This window comes from Paenibacillus sp. FSL L8-0638 (genome assembly GCF_038593075.1).
Classification (GTDB): Bacteria; Bacillota; Bacilli; order Paenibacillales; family Paenibacillaceae; genus Paenibacillus; species Paenibacillus polymyxa_D.
Genome location: NZ_CP151960.1, coordinates 5,449,784 through 5,464,082, shown reverse-complemented (window position 1 = coordinate 5,464,082; position 14,299 = coordinate 5,449,784). Strand labels below are relative to the sequence as shown.

Annotated in this window: 15 protein-coding genes; 11 read left to right on the top strand and 4 right to left on the bottom strand. The window is 45.8% G+C overall.

Annotated elements, in window-relative coordinates; genetic code table 11:
* The 7 genes from MKY35_RS24345 to MKY35_RS24315 all read left to right on the top strand — a co-directional run bounded on the left by MKY35_RS24345 (position 1) and on the right by MKY35_RS24315 (position 7,314).
* The gene (locus MKY35_RS24345; protein ID WP_342445033.1) at positions 1-1,671 is read left to right on the top strand and encodes an AarF/ABC1/UbiB kinase family protein; all 1,671 of its coding nucleotides are present in this window, start codon (positions 1-3) and stop codon (positions 1,669-1,671) included.
* Between the two features lie 22 nt (positions 1,672-1,693).
* The gene (locus tag MKY35_RS24340) at positions 1,694-2,266 is read left to right on the top strand and encodes a hypothetical protein (protein ID WP_342445032.1); all 573 of its coding nucleotides are present in this window, start codon (positions 1,694-1,696) and stop codon (positions 2,264-2,266) included.
* Between the two features lie 269 nt (positions 2,267-2,535).
* The gene (locus tag MKY35_RS24335; RefSeq protein ID WP_342445031.1) at positions 2,536-3,984 is read left to right on the top strand and encodes a SulP family inorganic anion transporter; all 1,449 of its coding nucleotides are present in this window, start codon (positions 2,536-2,538) and stop codon (positions 3,982-3,984) included.
* A 220-nt stretch (positions 3,985-4,204) separates the two neighbouring features.
* Positions 4,205-4,870: an amino acid ABC transporter permease gene (locus MKY35_RS24330; protein WP_342445030.1), complete on the top strand. Its 666-nt coding sequence runs from the start codon at positions 4,205-4,207 to the stop codon at positions 4,868-4,870.
* Entirely contained in the window at positions 4,851-5,528 is a 678-nt protein-coding gene (locus MKY35_RS24325) for an amino acid ABC transporter permease (RefSeq protein ID WP_025677530.1), read from the top strand. The genes MKY35_RS24330 and MKY35_RS24325 overlap by 20 nt, the downstream gene beginning before the upstream one ends.
* Before the next feature lie 17 nt (positions 5,529-5,545).
* On the top strand, positions 5,546-6,301 hold the full coding sequence (locus tag MKY35_RS24320; RefSeq protein WP_342446701.1) for an amino acid ABC transporter ATP-binding protein: 756 nt from the start codon (positions 5,546-5,548) through the stop codon (positions 6,299-6,301).
* A gap of 137 nt (positions 6,302-6,438) precedes the next feature.
* Positions 6,439-7,314, top strand: coding sequence for a cysteine ABC transporter substrate-binding protein (locus tag MKY35_RS24315; RefSeq protein WP_342445029.1), 876 nt, complete (start codon positions 6,439-6,441; stop codon positions 7,312-7,314).
* A gap of 157 nt (positions 7,315-7,471) precedes the next feature.
* Here the strand turns inward: MKY35_RS24315 and MKY35_RS24310 are convergent, their stop codons facing one another.
* Together MKY35_RS24310 and MKY35_RS24305 are read right to left on the bottom strand one after the other, a co-directional pair.
* On the bottom strand, positions 7,472-7,741 hold the full coding sequence (locus tag MKY35_RS24310) for a helix-turn-helix transcriptional regulator (RefSeq protein WP_039271640.1): 270 nt from the start codon (positions 7,739-7,741) through the stop codon (positions 7,472-7,474).
* 142 nt (positions 7,742-7,883) lie between these two features.
* The gene (locus MKY35_RS24305) at positions 7,884-8,126 is read right to left on the bottom strand and encodes a helix-turn-helix transcriptional regulator (protein ID WP_029518571.1); all 243 of its coding nucleotides are present in this window, start codon (positions 8,124-8,126) and stop codon (positions 7,884-7,886) included.
* 166 nt (positions 8,127-8,292) lie between these two features.
* Between MKY35_RS24305 and MKY35_RS24300 the strand changes: the two genes are divergently transcribed.
* Together MKY35_RS24300 and MKY35_RS24295 are read left to right on the top strand one after the other, a co-directional pair.
* Complete coding sequence (locus tag MKY35_RS24300; protein ID WP_322251530.1) at positions 8,293-8,658, top strand: hypothetical protein; 366 nt, start codon at positions 8,293-8,295, stop codon at positions 8,656-8,658.
* 235 nt (positions 8,659-8,893) lie between these two features.
* Complete coding sequence (locus MKY35_RS24295; RefSeq protein WP_158453606.1) at positions 8,894-9,001, top strand: putative metal homeostasis protein; 108 nt, start codon at positions 8,894-8,896, stop codon at positions 8,999-9,001.
* A 114-nt stretch (positions 9,002-9,115) separates the two neighbouring features.
* Here MKY35_RS24295 and MKY35_RS24290 read toward each other — a convergent pair whose 3' ends face one another.
* Positions 9,116-10,351 (bottom strand): PHB depolymerase family esterase, encoded by a 1,236-nt coding sequence (locus MKY35_RS24290; RefSeq protein ID WP_342445028.1) that lies wholly within the window; start codon positions 10,349-10,351, stop codon positions 9,116-9,118.
* 316 nt (positions 10,352-10,667) lie between these two features.
* On the opposite strand from MKY35_RS24290, the gene MKY35_RS24285 reads away from it, so the two are divergent.
* Positions 10,668-12,152: an NAD(P)/FAD-dependent oxidoreductase gene (locus MKY35_RS24285; protein WP_342445027.1), complete on the top strand. Its 1,485-nt coding sequence runs from the start codon at positions 10,668-10,670 to the stop codon at positions 12,150-12,152.
* Between the two features lie 25 nt (positions 12,153-12,177).
* Positions 12,178-12,792 (top strand): TetR/AcrR family transcriptional regulator, encoded by a 615-nt coding sequence (locus MKY35_RS24280; RefSeq protein ID WP_029518565.1) that lies wholly within the window; start codon positions 12,178-12,180, stop codon positions 12,790-12,792.
* Positions 12,793-12,860: 68 nt separating this feature from the next.
* Here the strand turns inward: MKY35_RS24280 and MKY35_RS24275 are convergent, their stop codons facing one another.
* Complete coding sequence (locus MKY35_RS24275; RefSeq protein WP_342445026.1) at positions 12,861-14,282, bottom strand: SMI1/KNR4 family protein; 1,422 nt, start codon at positions 14,280-14,282, stop codon at positions 12,861-12,863.
* Positions 14,283-14,299 lie beyond the last annotated feature (17 nt).

The following is a 14,299-nucleotide window of genomic DNA, read 5'->3' as shown; positions in this document are numbered from 1 at the left end:
ATGGCGGTTCGTATGAAGCACGCCGGTCGTTACCGGGAAATTGCCATGGCGCTGGCGCGTCATGGCTTTGGCTATATGGTGGAAGAAATGGGACTGTTCCAGCTACTGTCACTGCCTCGCAAGTGGCTGACGAGAGAAACTCCCGAGTCCAAAACGTTAGGTGAACGGATTCGACTTGTGCTGGAGGATCTGGGGCCTGCATTCATCAAGCTTGGACAGTTGGCAAGCACACGTGCTGACCTGCTGCCGGAGCCTATTATCCGTGAGCTGGTTAAGCTTCAGGATCAGGTACCGCCGTTTTCATCTGAAACGGCGCGTGGCATTCTGGAGCAGGAGCTGGACACGTCATTAGAGGACATACTGGTTCGTTTTGACGATGTTCCGCTGGCCGCTGCTTCGATCGGGCAAGTGCATTTGGGCAAGCTGCACAGCGGCGAAATGGTCGCCATTAAAATCCAGCGTCCTGGCGTTAATCGCATCATTCGGCGAGATTTGGACATTTTGCGGGAACTGACCGCAATGGCGGGCAAGCGCTGGGAATGGGTAGAGCGGTATCAGCTTCGCCAGATGGTAGAGGAGCTGGGGAGATCGCTCGTTCAGGAGCTGGATTACAACCACGAAGCCCGTAATACAGAGAAGATTGCGCTCCAATTTGAGCAGGACCCACATATCTATATTCCGAAAATATACTGGGATCATACCTCTTCCCGTATACTGACCATGGAGTTTCTAGACGGAACTCACTTGGGTAGTCGTGAAGAGCTATTACGCCGTGGATATAACTTGAAAGAACTGGCGCAGCGGCTGGTGAACAGCATGTTGCATCAAATTTTTATAGAGGGATTTTTTCATGCCGATCCCCATCCGGGGAATTTACTCGTTCTGAAAAATGGCAGTCTCGCTTATTTGGACTTTGGCATGACGGGAAGGCTGAGCGAAGAGATGAAGAATCATCTCGCTTCCCTCATTATTGCCCTGATGCGTAAAAATACCGATGCCATGGTTCGGTCTATCGAACGTTTGGGTCTGGTCGAACCGGATACCAACCTGAATGCGCTACGTGCCGATCTGGACAAGATACGCGAAGATTACTCAGACGTTCCTTTTTCACAGGTCAGTATTGGTGATGCTTTGAACGACCTGTTTGGCGCAGCGCAGCGCCATCGGATTGGTTTGCCTTCGGACGTCCTGTTGCTAGGCAAGGCGTTGCTGACACTGGAGGGGGTCGTGGAGCATCTGGACCCCGACCTCAGTATTATCGCTTTGGCTGAGCCCTTTGGTAACAAGCTGCTGAAGGAACGCTTCAGCGGTCGTCGTATCCGAGGCAAGTTGCTCGGCGGTGCGACTGAGCTGGTGGAAGCGCTGATGGAACTGCCAGGACAGGCGAGGCATTTAGCCTCGATTATCGGCAAGGGCAAGCTTAAGCTGGAGGTTACTGTGCCGGAGCTGGAAATGCTTCTGCGCAGGCTGGATCAGATCAGCAACCGCCTGTCATTCAGTATCGTGCTGTTAGCGTTCAGCATTATTATGGTCGGACTGATTATCGGTTCATCGCTGAATCATCAGGCGACCATGCTGTGGAATGTACCTGCTATTGAAATCGGCTTTGTTGTCGCTCTCTTAATGGTTGCCTTTTTACTGTATTCCATTTTTAAATCGGGAAGGTTTTAGATACCGACCAGAAAGGAGAGTTATGGATACTCATAAGATGAACACTGCCCTAATGGATGATCTCCAAATTGCAGATGTGCCTTGGCACCGCCTGACTACTCCTTATGGTAGAGGCACGGAGTTGCCACAATTGATATCCAATGGGGAGTACGCAGCTATTGCTGATCTGATAGAGCATCAAGGCACACTGTGGCAGGTTACGCCGTGGGTGTTACTTTTCTTATTGCGTAATTTGCATACGAGAAATTCGGATGCTATCACGCCGAGTGAGTTGGAACTGTACCATGCGGTTGTTGGAGCATTGGATATGGAAAATGCACAAGAGGATTCACAGAAGTCTGTTGACTCCCTAACCATGCTGCTGGACGAAAAATATCTATGGTCAGCAGACAGCGATCCAGAAGAAGATGAACTGGAATGGGAAGAGGAAGAAGCACGTGGTTATGATCCGGTAGCTTTTTGGAGTTATTATGACTATAGCTATCGATTATTGAAGCAAGCACTGCCTGACTTTGAGAGTTTACTCAAGCACCATGCAGGCTCGGAGATTGCTGAAGCTTTATCGGAGCTTGTACAGGAATTGCGAAAATTTTAAATATAAGAAAACGAATAAGATGAAGTAAATGAACGATATTTCAAGGAAATGGATGGTTTTTTTCTGTAAACAGCCTTTTAACTCATTCGTCTCTGCGAATTCCTTACGTTATAATGATGGACTGAATGTAACGGACCGGGTCGTTTGAGAGAGACGAACTGAATGATAGGAGAGCCTTGGCGATTGGCAGCTGGACGGATGCCCGAAACACACGGGTTGCGAGTCAACACGCTACTCTCTGTAAATATAGGAGGCTGGAACGAGACAGTATGAATCTTAGACAACAATGGTTCGGTAATATCCGGGCCGATATACTTGCGGGCATGACCGTGGCGCTAGCACTAATTCCCGAGGCGATTGCCTTCTCGATCATTGCGGGGGTCAATCCCATGGTCGGACTGTATGCCTCCATCTCGATGGCCATTGTCATCTCTTTTGCAGGTGGACGTCCGGCGATGATCTCGGCAGCGACGGGGGCCGTAGCTGTACTGGTCGTTGGTCTGGTGAAGGATCATGGCGTGGAATATCTGTTTGCAGCTACCATTTTGGCAGGAATCATTCAAGTGCTGCTGGGTGTTTTGAAAATAGGTCGCTTTATAAGCTTTATTTCACAGCCAGTCATGACCGGGTTTGTGAATGCGCTGGCGATCCTCGTCTTTATGGCGCAGCTCACCCACTTTCATGGAGCCAATTGGATCATGTACGCGATGGTAGCAGGAACATTGCTCATCGTATATATTTTACCGAGATTTGTGAAAAGCATTCCCGCTCCGTTGACAGCAATCATCATTATGACGATCATTACGTATGTATTTGGATTGAATGTCAAAACGGTAGGAGATATCGGTACGCTAACCAGCTCGCTGCCTTCCTTCCATTTGCCGCAAATTGAGTGGTCATGGCACACGTTGCTGATCTTGCTGCCGTATTCTTTTACGATGGCGCTGGTTGGACTGCTGGAATCGCTGCTGACAGCCAGTATCCTGGATGAAATGACCGAAACGAAAAGCAATAAAAACCGGGAAGCCCGCGGGCAAGGGATTGCCAACTTTGTAAATGGCTTTTTTGGTGGTATGGGTGGTTGTGCCATGATCGGACAATCCGTCATTAATGTCAGCTCAGGCGGAAGAGGGCGCTTGTCCACTTTTACGGCTGGGGTATTCTTGGCCTTTCTGCTGCTCGTACTTGGTGGAGTTGTGAAGGAAGTACCCATGGGCGCATTGGTGGGAGTTATGTTCATGGTGTGTATTGGAACTGTGGATTGGAAATCGCTGCGAAACATTGCCAAGGTTCCCAAAGCAGATACGTTGATTATGGTGGTCACGGTGATCATCGTGGTGGCTACGCATGATTTGTCCAAGGGCGTAATCGTGGGCGTACTGCTAAGTGCTCTGCATTTTGGCTGGAAAATGGCTAAAATCCGTATCAGTACGACTGAGGATCATGAAGAAAAGGTGTACCATGTCAGGGGGCCGATGTTTTTCGCCTCAACGTCTCATTTTGTTGATCATTTTGAACCTTCGGATGACCCGGACCGCGTTGTAGTCGACTTTAGCCATTCACATGTGTGGGATCACTCGGCGGTTACTGCCATTGGCAAGGTGCTGCAAAAATACAGAAACTCAGGTAAAACTATTACCCTGCAAGGGTTAAATGAGGAAAGCCGTTTAATTGTGGAGAAGCTCGGTGGTCCTGTAGTTACAGAGCCGATCATGTGATGAATCATATAGCATAAAGCAAAGCCTAAAATGGAACTTATCCATTTTGGGCTTTTTTTTATTTATTTCTGAAAAAAAATAACGGTTTTCTTTCTTAATCATAGATAAATATGACAAATTTTCATCAAAGTATTGACGTAATAAATGGGCAGGAATACAATCATTGTTATTAAGCAAAGCAAATACATAGGAATAATTGAAAATTGAAAGGTATACGCATATGAACTTAGACTGGGAGTTTATTGTAGAAAGCTTGCCGCTATATGGAGAAGCCATGTGGCTGACGTTAAAGATTGCCTTTTTTGCTATTCTGTTTTCACTAGTCGTCGGTTTGCTGTGCAGCATCGTGCTGTATTACAGGGTGAGAGGAATTAGCGGAATTATTGTAGCCTATATCGAGCTTTCCCGTAATACGCCGCTGCTTGTACAGTTATATTTTTTGTACTACGGGTTTACCAAAATAGGTCTGCATATGAGCGAAATGACATGTGCGGTTGTGGGTATGACCTTTTTGGGTGGTGGCTATATGGCTGAGGCGTTCCGTAGTGGAATCGAAGCCGTGAGTAAGACGCAAACGGAATCCGGGCTGAGCCTCGGACTGTCCAAGATACAATTGGCGAGATATGTTATTTTGCCACAGGCATTTGCCATCAGTATTCCGTCCTTGGGAGCCAATGCAATCTTTCTGCTCAAGGAGACTTCCATTGTGGGTGCCATTGCTTTACTAGATCTGATGAATGTGGCAAAGGACCTGATCGGTATGTACTACAAAACGACAGAATCGTTGATTCTGCTGGTATTGGCATATCTCGTTCTGCTTTTACCTTTGTCGATGCTGCTGACGTGGGTGGAAAGGAAGGTGCGATATGCTGAGTTCGGGGATTAATGTGCTTTTTGAGGGTTCGAATTTTGAGCGTCTATTAGGAGGATTGCTCGTTACGCTGGAGATTGCATTACTTTCCATTATTATCGGTACCCTGCTAGGCATTTTGATGGGTTTGCTGCGCACCTTACAATCAAAACCGATTCGATTTGTGCTGAGATTCTATTTGGAGACATTCCGCATTATACCGATTTTGGTGTGGTTGTATGTCGTGTATTTTGGATTTACGCCTTTGCTGAATGTGAATATCAGCGGGGAATTGACGGCAGTTATCGTATTCAGCCTGTGGGGAGCAGCCGAGATTGGTGATATTGTTCGTGGTGCGCTGGAATCACTGCCTAAGCATCAGGTGGAGTCCGGGCAGGCACTGGGGCTGACCTATTGGCAATTATACCGTCATGTGCTCATTCCCCAAGCGGTGCGCCGAATGCTTCCGGGTTCTATTAATCTGGCGACACGGATGATCAAAACCACATCATTAGTGGTGCTGATCGGTGTAGTGGAAGTGGTGAAGGTTGGACAGCAGATTATTGAGCTAGGTGTAATCAAAGCGCCTTCGGCATCCTTTTGGGTGTATGGCTTTATTTTTATATTGTATTTTCTTGTATGCTATCCGTTATCCAGACTTTCCAAAAGATTTGAACGCAGATGGCAAAATTAGCAGGATGGGGTGGTGTCATGGGAGAGGCTGAGGAGGTTTTATTGGAAATTCGAGGACTGGACAAAAGCTTCGGCGATCGAAAAGTGCTGCAGCAGATTAGTCTGGACGTAAGGAAAGGGGAAGTCGTGGTCATTCTTGGTCCTTCGGGATGTGGAAAAAGTACGCTTCTTCGATGTCTCAATGGTCTGGAGCCGGTCCAGGGCGGAGATATCCGTTACAGAGGACAGGATCTGACGGATATAAAAGTGAATTGGCGTGAGGTGCGACAGCATATCGGAATGGTGTTCCAAAACTATGAGCTGTTTCCGCATATGACGGTCTTGGAAAATATATTGCTCGGCCCGCTTAAAGTTCAGCGGAGAAATAAGCAGGAGGCACTTGAGCAAGCGGAGCAGCTATTGGAGCGAGTGGGTCTGCTGGATCGCAAAGATGCGTATCCGAGACAGTTATCAGGCGGGCAAAAGCAACGAATTGCAATTGTGCGCGCCCTGTGTATGAACCCGGAAATTATGCTTTTTGATGAAGTCACCGCATCCTTGGACCCGGAAATGGTCAGAGAGGTGCTGGATGTCATGCGAGAGCTGGCCCAACAGGGCATGACCATGATTATCGTGACGCATGAAATGGGATTTGCCAAGTCGGTAGGAGATCGTATCGTTTTTATGGATCAAGGACAGATATGCGAAATGACTACGCCGCAGCAATTTTTTACCCAACCGGAAACAGAGCGTGCCCAGCACTTTCTGGATATATTTCAGTACGAAACGATATGAGCATTTTGCATCAATCCCATGAGCGACTTCCAATCACAATATAGAGATCGAAATGTTTCTATTGGTCTCTATATTGCACCCAGAAGCGAAAGAAACCGAATGATGCAAAATGCTGACAAACAGGGGGAGGAATACAGATGAGAAAAGGAATGAAGTTCACGACGTTATTACTGGCTTTGAGCTTGCTGCTTGTGGGTTTGGCAGGATGTGCAGGAGGCGGAAATACCAACGGTAGTTCAGGCTCGGCTAAATTTGCTTCGATTGAGGATATTAAAAAGAATGGCAAGATTCGAATAGGTGTATTTGCAGATAAGCCGCCTTTTGGCTACGTGGATTCGGAAGGGAAAAATCAAGGCTTTGACGTCTATATTGCGAAGCGGTTTGCCAAAGATCTCTTGGGTGACGAGTCCAAGGTGGAATTTGTTCTGGTGGATGCTGCCAGCCGGGTCGCCTATTTGGAATCCAACAAGGTAGATATCATCATGGCTAACTTTACGGTGACCGATGAGCGTAAAGAAAAAGTCGATTTTGCCAACCCGTATATGAAATTATCCTTTGGCATTGTGTCGCCTGATAGCGCTCCAATCACCACGATTGACCAATTGAAGGGTTCGGATCAAAAGCTGATTGTCGCAAAAGGAACGACGGCTGAAACCTATTTTACGAAAAATTATCCTGACATCAAGCTGCTCAAATTCGATCAATACACAGAGATTTTCTCAGCCCTCAAAGACAAACGCGGCGTTGCCATTGCCAACGATAATACAGAGCTGATCGCCTGGGCAAAGGCCAACCCCGGCTTTACCGTAACCATCCCGGCCTTTGGTGGTCAAGATACGATTGCACCCGCAGTAGCAAAGGGAAATAAGGAGTTGTTAGACTGGATCAACAATGAGTTGGCAACGTTGGGTAAGGAAAACTTTGTCCATCAAGCCTACAAGGACACACTGACCTCCGTTTATGGAGAAGGCTTTACAGATCAACTGGTCGTAGAAGGCGGAAAGGTGGATTAATCATCATATAAGTTACTTATTAAGCATAAAGAAGCGTTGGGCTTGCTGTCCCAACGCTTCTTTAATATGGGGAAAAGAGGGCTTTAGCAACCTTTTATTTCGTCATGGAAATGCCCTCTTGGAGGCTAATAGTAATCCTCATTCTCATATTATAGTCTCACTGTCTCTCCATTTCATCTTCGGGGATGTATTCTATAATATCAGCAAGAGTAATAGTCCTTGAAAATCTTCGTTGATGGGCAATTCTGTTCAAAGCATCAAGTATATGGACAAGTGTTTCTAATTCAAGTCTTTTGGTTTTGCCATTTACCATATCTATTACAGTAGCCGGACGTATTTTTGCTTCTACGGCTAGTTTATTTCGGGAAATATCAAGTTCTTCTAAAATATCGCCAAGTTTAAAATGATATCTCTCATGAACATTCATGATGGAAAATACTCCTTTATCAGTATAGATTCTAGTCACACGTACTCTGAAATAATGATAACAATTATGCTAAATAACAAGGAAAAAAATATCCCTGCCAGGGGCAGAGATATAAGATGCAGCGGACTATTCTGTGAATGTATCAGTGTTTCTCTGATTCATTCTCAGGTATATATTCGAGAACATCATGTAGGGTTAATGGACGACCAGAGAGCCGAATCAGTGTTTCCATCACGGTATTAAATGTTTTAAATTCGATTCGCTTGGATGTATTGTTACACATCTCATAGATGGTATTAGGTCTGATTTTTGCCTCACGAGCGAGAGCGTTTTTAGTAATCCCGATTTCTCGAAGTAATTCTTCAAGTTTAAAAACAATTCCCATACATACACCTCATTATAGAAATTTAAATAGAAGTAGCATTAACTATTGAAGTTTATCTTTAAAGGATATAAAATAACTACAAAGGTTAATCTTGAAAAGTTATAAAATTTACAAATCTAATCTTTAGTAAAGACCGATTTAATAGATGTGAAGGGAGCTAATCTAAATGAACAAAGATAATTTTGAAAAAGTAAGTGTCATTCTTGGTCCCTGTGATCTTCCGCATATGTATGAGCTTTTTGAGGGCTATCTAATCAAGGACCGTTACGTCATGATGATCGACAATAGCGTGCTTACTCTTCGACATGTAAAAAAGGAAAGACATCATTCGCATCTATATGTTGATGGCGATACAGGCGGCATCACTCTTGCCAGATATGTACAACGTGAGGACATAGATGTGATTACCGAGTTAGTCGAACGGTTGCGCAACATGGATGCATTAAGTTTTCTTACAGACGAGTTGTTATGGAACACATGTCGAGAAGATATAGACTTTGATTTAGTTCGGAATAAAGGGTATGAAAAATAGCGAACATAAATTCTGTTTCGAATTTTTGTTCTCGTCTTATTTATATAATGTAACACAGAAGAGTAAAAGGGTGAAATGAACACCGTTGTAAAAGAGATACATAATGCCCCAAAAGCTCTTGCATGCTCGTAGATTTCATTATATAATTTTAAATGATTATGATTCTCATTATCATTTAAGTCTTTAGGCGCAGACTCCCAATATGAGCCTAAGTGAATAGGATAGTGCTTTACACATGGCTAAAACGGATGTGGCTACTGCCAGAAGACAGCTCAGCAGTCCGAATAAGATCACGCGCAGACGGGCTTTGAGAACGATCAAAGCTGCGAAGCGCGCGAAGTAACAAGCTTCAAGTTAACTGCAAATGCAATGCCAGTGTCAAAATTTTTAGTCTCCTCGTTTTAATATTGCACTTGCCTTCCTGATGGTGGTACACAGGAAAGCAGGTGCCTTTTTTTTATTTCTTTTGTGCAAACAGCCATTCAATCATATCCTGATTTTGCAGAGCCGGTACCCAGGAGAAGTGTCCTGTAGGTTTGATAATCCCTGCTTCGTATTCAGTAAAATGAATGAGGTTTCCGTTTTGTGCTTTAATGGCAGCTACCATTTCTTGCGAGTTTTTAGGACTAACTGTGGTGTCGTCTGCAGCATGGAAGGCCCAAATCGGAACGTTTTTCAGTACTTCAACGTGTTTAGGATCGACAGGTGCATACATGTTAACGGCTTTTTCATAGTTGGTCAAACCGGCAATGGGTACACCTGCGGCGAACAAGTCAAGATTCTTTTCCAGCAGTCTCCACGTACCCATAGCTCCTTGAGAAATACCAACGATATAGATTCGGTCGGTGTCGATTGGGTATTTTAACGCTGTTTCACGTACCAAATCGGCTACAGCGCTGTTGCGTGGTTCATCCGCCCAAATGAATTTATGTTCCAAGTCAATCGGGCTTTGTGGTGCGATTACGAAGGATGGGTGTTTGGCTTGCTGCTCAGGAGAAGCCCAAGTAACAGCTCCGGCGTTTGCCAGCAAATTTACTCCGTTTCCGTCACCACGTTCGCCGTTTCCGTGCAGGAATACAACCAGAGGGTAGGTTTTGCCGGGCTCAACTTTAGGCTCAAACGTAAAGTAGTTCAGCTTGAAGCCTTCTTTATTTTCAAAGGTGTTTTTTTGGAAATCGTCTACGATCGGTGTAATTTTATCTGTTGCCTTTACAGTCTGTGCAGAGGCTGGGATGACTGTTTTCTTTGAAGTTGCGATATTTTCCTTTTGACTAATAATATAATTCAACGTGTTGATGCGGTTAACTGCGCTTGTTGCATCGTAAGTAAGGGTACTTGCATTTTTATCTTGCGTATCCAGCTCAATCACAACATATTTACCATGAGTGCTGCGGTTGGTGATGGCTCCAGTATCATTGGTATATACACCGGTCACGGTTCTATCTGTATATACATCATTGAGTACAGATTGAACCTGAAAGCTAGACGTGGATAAGGATGCCCCGTCAATATTGGTGCTGTATTTCAGTACAACAGCAGAAACGACTTCACCCAAAGGCTGTACCTGTGTAAACAGGGTAGCCTGTGGCGCTGGGACATCTGTCGCTGCTGCGGCAGAGCTGGAGGATGGGAAAAAGATCGTTAGCAGGAACACGAAAGATAATAAAACAAGGGCAAAACGTCTTCTTTGCATGAGATTAATCTCCTTTGGTGTCATTTTTTAAAGCGCTTACTACATGTTCGGGATGGTTAACTGTATGCTGTGGAATTCATACAAATTAAAAAAAAGGCAAACTCCGGGTACACAAGTGTACTCGGGTTTTGCCTTTTCAGTAACAATCCCACTTGAAGGATAGCACCTTCATTGGAATCTGACAAGTGAAAGCGCTACATTTTTTGATGTTTTATTAAAAAAGTTTTACTTTCGCAACGGTAATATTATGGTATATAATCTCCTTAACTTAGCACTGTTAACTTATATAACGATGTTAAAAAAAGGGGATGAAATCATGAACCAATATGATGTTATTGTCATCGGTGCAGGATTGGGTGGCTTATCCTGTGCAGCAAGACTCTCTGCGCTCGGTTACCGAACAGCTGTTTTTGAGAGCCATACTCTGCCTGGCGGTTTCGCAACTGAATTTACAAGAAAGGGATATACCTTTGATGTCTCCTTGCATGGTGTTGGCGGACTCGAGGAAGGAAGCTTTGGTCAGATGCTGAAGGCCTGTAATGCGGACCAGCGAATTGTTCCTCTCCGCAAAAAGCACCCTTACTCCATTCGTTGGGAAGGCCAGAACATTGATATTCCGTCCGATGTTCAGGAGTATGTGCAGCTCCTCAAGAACATGTTTCCTACTGAGGTGAAAGCCATTGACAGTCTATTCGCGGGCATTCGCCGTTTTGAAACAGGCTTTTCTGCTTTTTCTACTCTCACTTCCTGGCGCAAGGCGGTTGGCCTGCTCAAAGCTGGGACCTTTTTCCGCTGGACGCAAATGACCACCTGGGAAGCTGTAAGCCAGTTCGGGTTATCTGACCGCTTCACGGAATTTTTCACCGCGCTGTGGGCCTATTACGGATTGCCTCCAAAGCGACTTGCGGCCTTGTATTTTTTTATTCCCTGGATCGGCTACCACATGGAGGGGACGTATTACATTGAGGGAGGCGCACAGGCTTTATCCAATGCACTGGTTGACGCTATTAAGTCAGCGGGAGGAGAAGTTCACCTGCGCAGTCAGGTATCTGAGATTATACTCGAACGTGGTAAAGCTGCTGGTGTCCGTCTGAAAAAAGGGGATGTATATAAAGCCAACTGGATTGTGTCTGGTATCAGTCCCCATCATACCTATGGCCGTCTACTGGAAAACCATGATGCTGCCCGTCGTGAGCTGGAAGCTGTCAGCAGTTTGGAGACTGGCACGTCTCTCACCCAGCTATATCTGGGATTATCATGTGAACCTCATGAGCTTGGCATCATCGAAGAAGACTTAATCCTGCGTAATGAGCCGGATTCGGAGACAGATTATGAAGTAATGATGAGCGGCCAGTATACGAAAGGCAACTGGATGCTCACGAATTATAACGCCATGGACCCTAAGCTCAATGAACCGGGAAAGGGTGTCATCGCAATTACATTTTTGGACAGATTGGAGAACTGGCCTGCCGCACGTCCCGAATACAAAGCCAAAAAAGAAGCCGTGACACAGCAGATATTGGGATGCCTTGAACAGCTGTATCCGGGTTTTAGCAGCAAAGTGATGGTAGCCGAATTGGGCACACCACGCACGATGCAGCGTTATACCGCTAATCCCGACGGGGCTGTTTATGGCTACGCACAAACGGTTCGGCAGTCCGGTATAAAAAGGCTCAAGCACAAATCAGCAGTAAAGCGTCTATCATTGGTAGGGGCCTGGACACAGCCTGGGGGCGGGTTTCAAGGGGTTATGGAATCGGGTATAATGGAAGCTGATCGTATCGCCGCCAAATTGGGGTAGGCAGAAAGGGCAAGTACATCTACTCATGAAACATATCAAACGCCGAGAACGTGAAAGCAATGAGATCCGCCGGAAAATCATTGAGGCCGCCCGATCGCTTTTTCTGAATCAAGGGTATGCTGAAGTCTCCATGCGCAAAATTGCGGATCAGATCGAATATTCACCAACAACTATTTATCATTATTTTGAAAATAAGGAAGCCATTGTAATTGAACTCCTGCTAGAAGGAAATGCCCTGTTTCTGCAGGCTCTTCAGCAACGTGCGGATGAAGCACAGGCAGCGGGATTGAACGCTCTGGACACACTGAAGGCGGTGTCTGATGCGTATGTTCGTTTTGGAACGGCTAACCCGGAATATTACAACATTCTGTTTATCAGCAACCTGGAATCTGTAAGCTTGGTTAGTCTTATAGACAGTGGGAGCCTTAAAGGCTTTGAGCTTCTTGAAGCTGGGCTCAAAGCCGTTATGGAGGAGGGTTCCATCATTCAAGGAGATGAGCGCTTGTTCGCCAGCTCTGTATGGAGTATGCTGCACGGCTTGACTTCTTTGCTCCTGAATTTTGATTTTCCTATGGCACAATCAAATGATGAATTGATTTCATTTACTATAGATACTTTCCTCAAGGGGTTAAGCCGCTGATGCAGCGGCTAACTTTCTTTACCTCACATCACTGTACATGTGAATCCGCATACGACCCTTCCGAAAGATTAACGAAGTTCCAAATCTGAAAGCTGCTTAAGCACGGCTTCAATACGACGTTTATCTTTTTTGAGCATCACGAGCTGCAAAGAAGCAAGAAGCAGATCTGAGATATTGGCCCAAGCGTCTGCTTCCAGAGTGGGCAGAAGATCCCGATGAATCATAATATCTAGCGCCTCCGTTGCAATCTTCTGATGAAGCTCACTACTGGATAGCCATTCAATCACCTGCTCAGCTGTAGGACAAGAGTAGGCGAAAAGTACTGCCCAGCCATCGACCGGATGATTGACCTTATCCCGTATCCAGTTAATAACCTGCGGTGAATGAAAATGCTGTAGCTGCCCATTAGCGGTGTATCCTTCTAATTTGCCATCTGCAACCGAATACTGTAGCAGGTGATTGCAAACACATACCAAGCCTTCCTGCTCGGGTAGGCAGCGGGCGCTCAGATAGGCGCGTGTGGACGCAAATGCACCCTTAGCATGTAGGGGATTGTTTTGAGCTAAAGATGTCCATACTTGCGCGGTTTCCGGTTCCCACAAGGAGCGAACCCAATCAGCAGCCCCACCCCCTGCGGTCTCCCCTACCCAAACGGCCCATGTAGAGAATGGAACCTGGCTATGTTGAATGTTCTGCCAGTGCTGCTCCCAGGCAAGAAAAATATCCTTTGGATCATAGGCTTGAAAAGCCTGCAACACAGCAGGATGATCTACGCCATGCATGGTGGTGTAATGGATCAGCGTCTCCAACGACTGCGCATCCTCCAGCTTCATCGTACAAAACATGTCCAACCAGCGTTGCCACAGTTGTAGTGGTGGACTGTTTAGCTGAATGCCATGCTCGTCTGACACATTAGACCAATCCCATAGCCATAGTCCGTGCAAGGTGAGCATGGTTTCTATATAGGCGGGTAGATTTTCCGCGAGCAGCGTAAACTGATCCAACTCATGATCATAACAGAACACCGCTGGCTCTGTTGCGGATGTCGCCATATCAAGCAGTATCGGATCACCCGCACCATTATAATTAAGGATCAGATATCGTTGTTCGTCCGCTGCTGAGTCGGTATCTTCCCCATAAGATGTAAAATAGCCAATATACTCATGATTCCAGCCAAATTCTCCTGTGATATCGTCGAGGATATTCGGTTCTTGTTCAAGGCCATTACTGCTTTCATATGAACAAGCCGGTTCATCGGCTACAATACAGAGTTGAGGGAGGCGCCATAGCAAATGTAAGCTGCCACACCGCTTTATCAACTCAGACAGGGAGGCAGGCAAAGGCATCTGCAGCCGTTCCTCCAACTCAGTTAGTTCACTTGTAGAAATCCCCTTCGACCATTGGTATACCACGTCAGACATCCCACCTTGTCTCAGACGATCGGCGATCTGTCCCAGCTTTTCTAAGGTTCGTTCAAAATGTACTGTCATTCGTATTTGTCCTCCTC

Coding starts and splice junctions, on each gene's coding strand:
- MKY35_RS24345 (WP_342445033.1), top strand. CDS start 1: ATGGCGGTTCGTATGAAGCACGCCGGTCGTTACCGGGAAATTGCCATG.
- MKY35_RS24340 (WP_342445032.1), top strand. CDS start 1,694: ATGGATACTCATAAGATGAACACTGCCCTAATGGATGATCTCCAAATT.
- MKY35_RS24335 (WP_342445031.1), top strand. CDS start 2,536: ATGAATCTTAGACAACAATGGTTCGGTAATATCCGGGCCGATATACTT.
- MKY35_RS24330 (WP_342445030.1), top strand. CDS start 4,205: ATGAACTTAGACTGGGAGTTTATTGTAGAAAGCTTGCCGCTATATGGA.
- MKY35_RS24325 (WP_025677530.1), top strand. CDS start 4,851: ATGCTGAGTTCGGGGATTAATGTGCTTTTTGAGGGTTCGAATTTTGAG.
- MKY35_RS24320 (WP_342446701.1), top strand. CDS start 5,546: ATGGGAGAGGCTGAGGAGGTTTTATTGGAAATTCGAGGACTGGACAAA.
- MKY35_RS24315 (WP_342445029.1), top strand. CDS start 6,439: ATGAGAAAAGGAATGAAGTTCACGACGTTATTACTGGCTTTGAGCTTG.
- MKY35_RS24310 (WP_039271640.1), bottom strand. CDS start 7,741: ATGAATGTTCATGAGAGATATCATTTTAAACTTGGCGATATTTTAGAA.
- MKY35_RS24305 (WP_029518571.1), bottom strand. CDS start 8,126: ATGGGAATTGTTTTTAAACTTGAAGAATTACTTCGAGAAATCGGGATT.
- MKY35_RS24300 (WP_322251530.1), top strand. CDS start 8,293: ATGAACAAAGATAATTTTGAAAAAGTAAGTGTCATTCTTGGTCCCTGT.
- MKY35_RS24295 (WP_158453606.1), top strand. CDS start 8,894: ATGGCTAAAACGGATGTGGCTACTGCCAGAAGACAGCTCAGCAGTCCG.
- MKY35_RS24290 (WP_342445028.1), bottom strand. CDS start 10,351: ATGCAAAGAAGACGTTTTGCCCTTGTTTTATTATCTTTCGTGTTCCTG.
- MKY35_RS24285 (WP_342445027.1), top strand. CDS start 10,668: ATGAACCAATATGATGTTATTGTCATCGGTGCAGGATTGGGTGGCTTA.
- MKY35_RS24280 (WP_029518565.1), top strand. CDS start 12,178: ATGAAACATATCAAACGCCGAGAACGTGAAAGCAATGAGATCCGCCGG.
- MKY35_RS24275 (WP_342445026.1), bottom strand. CDS start 14,282: ATGACAGTACATTTTGAACGAACCTTAGAAAAGCTGGGACAGATCGCC.